The 2,078-nt window shown below is 74.4% G+C and carries 2 protein-coding genes and 1 pseudogene; 2 read left to right on the top strand and 1 reads right to left on the bottom strand.

The window, feature by feature from the left end; translation table 11 throughout:
* On the top strand, positions 1-1,005 hold a 1,005-nt coding region (locus PROKR_RS30105), incomplete at its 5' end, for an RNA polymerase sigma factor (protein WP_211240287.1).
* Between the two features lie 27 nt (positions 1,006-1,032).
* Here the strand turns inward: PROKR_RS30105 and PROKR_RS30110 are convergent.
* The gene (locus PROKR_RS30110) at positions 1,033-1,815 is read right to left on the bottom strand and encodes a hydroxypyruvate isomerase family protein (RefSeq protein WP_036971626.1); all 783 of its coding nucleotides are present in this window, start codon (positions 1,813-1,815) and stop codon (positions 1,033-1,035) included.
* Positions 1,816-1,989: 174 nt separating this feature from the next.
* Here PROKR_RS30110 and PROKR_RS32030 point away from each other — a divergent pair.
* Positions 1,990-2,078: pseudogene (locus PROKR_RS32030) on the top strand (2-hydroxy-3-oxopropionate reductase); the annotation flags it as partial.

Here is a 2,078-nt window from a genome sequence, read left to right on the forward strand (position 1 = left end):
GGCCCGACGGCGCCCGGGCCAGGCGCCGGAGCGGGCGACCCGGGCGCCGAGCCGGCGCTGCTCGACCCCGACCGGATCGACGACGACGTGCTCGCCCTCATGTTCGTCTCGTGCCACCCCGTGCTGTCGCGGGAGGCACGCATCGCGCTGACCCTGCGCGTGGTGGGCGGCCTGACCAGCGACGAGATCGCGCGCGCGTTCCTCGTGCCGGTCGCGACCGTCCAGGCACGCATCACGCGCGCCAAGAAGACGATCGCGGCGGCGCAGGTCCCGTTCGAGGTGCCCGACGGCGCCGACCGGGCCGCCCGGCTCTCGTCGGTGCGGGGCGTGCTGTACGTGATCTTCACGGAGGGCTCGTCGGCGACGTCGGGCGAGGACTGGATCCGGCACGACCTGGCGCGCGAGGCCGTGCGCCTGACCCGCGTGCTCACCCGGCTCGCCCCGGAGCCCGAGACCTTCGGGCTGCTCGCGTTGCTGGAGCTCACCTCCGCGCGGTTCCCGGCTCGGACGGGGCCGACGGGGGAGCCGATCCTCCTGGAGGACCAGGACCGGCGACGCTGGGACCGGGCGGCGATCACCCGCGGCCGGGCGGCGCTGCGCCGCGCCGTGGGGCCCGAGGGCATGGGTGCGTACGCGCTCCAGGCGGGGATCGCGGAGTGCCACGCGGTGGCCCGGTCCGTGCCGGAGACCGACTGGGAGCGGATCGTGCTGCTCTACGAGGCGCTGGGCCGCATCGCGCCCTCGCCGGTGGTGGACCTGAACCGGGCCGTGGCCGTCGCGATGGCGCACGGACCCGACCTCGGGCTGCGCGTCGTGGACGGCCTGGTCGAGCAGGGTGCGCTGGCCGGGTCGCACCTGCTGCCCGGTGTGCGTGGCGAGCTGCTGTCCCGGCTCGGCCGCACCGCGGAGGCCCGCGGCGAGTACCTCCGTGCGGCCGAGCTGTGCGGCAACACGGCGGAACGTACGGTCCTGGAGTCGAAGGCCGCGGCCCTCCCGGCCCCCTGACCCGCCCTTCGGCGGGCCAGGGACCGGTCACGGGCGCCAGGCGAGGGTCTGTTCCGTCTCGGCCGTGGGGCGGTACTCGCAGCCCACCCAGCCCGTGTAGCCCGACGCGTCCAGCGTGCGGAAGAAGGACGCGAAGTCGATCGTGCCCGTGCCCGGCTCGCCGCGGCCGGGGGAGTCGGCCACCTGGACGTGGCCGACGGCGTCGATCACCCGCGCGACGTCAGCCACCACGTCGGCGCCGTTGTTGTGCAGGTGGTAGACGTCGAAGAGCACGGCGGCGCCGGCGCCCACCCGGTCGGCCACCGCGAGCGCGTCCTCCAGGGTGCGCACCGGGTAGTCGCCGTTCTCACCGTCGGTCAGGGGCTCGACCAGCACCGTCGCGCCGACGTCGCCGAGCGTGTCCACCGCGCGGCGCAGGTTGAGCGTGGCGGTCCTGTCCTGGGTGGCGGCCGGGACGCCGGGCAGGCGCTGCCCGTAGAGCGCGTTGACCCGGGTGCAGCCGGTCGCCTCGACGATGCTCCGGACGACCGTGAGGTTCGCCGTCAGCTCGTCGGTGCGGCCGGGGTGGGACACGACGCCACGCTCGCCGGCCGGCATGTCCCCGGCGAACAGGTTGATCCCGGTCAGCCGCACGTCCGCGGCATCCAGCGCACTCACGAAGGCTGCCACCTGGGCCGCTGACGGGTCCGGGTCTGCGAACGGCCACCAGCACTCCACCGCCTCGAACCCGGCGGCGCGGGCGCGGGCGAACCGCTCGGACAGCGGCACCTCGCTGAACAGGAGGGAGACGTTGGCGGCGAACCTGGGCATCGAACTCTCCGATCTCGGGGCATTGACCACGACAGGTATATCGAAATACCCTTCCTGAGGCCAGGGATGATCTGCAAGCCGGGTCGGCCTGATCAATCGTTAGATCATCGAACGAGGGAGTTCGGTCATATGGCAGTCGTGGGCTTTGTCGGGCTGGGCGTCATGGGGCGGCCGATGGCGGCCAACCTCGTCCGCGCCGGGCACGAGGTGCGGGCGTACAGCCGGGGCGGCGCGGGCCGCGCGACAGCGGCCGGGCTCGGGGT

Source organism: Promicromonospora kroppenstedtii DSM 19349 (assembly GCF_000515355.1).
Taxonomy (GTDB): domain Bacteria; phylum Actinomycetota; class Actinomycetes; order Actinomycetales; family Cellulomonadaceae; genus Promicromonospora; species Promicromonospora kroppenstedtii.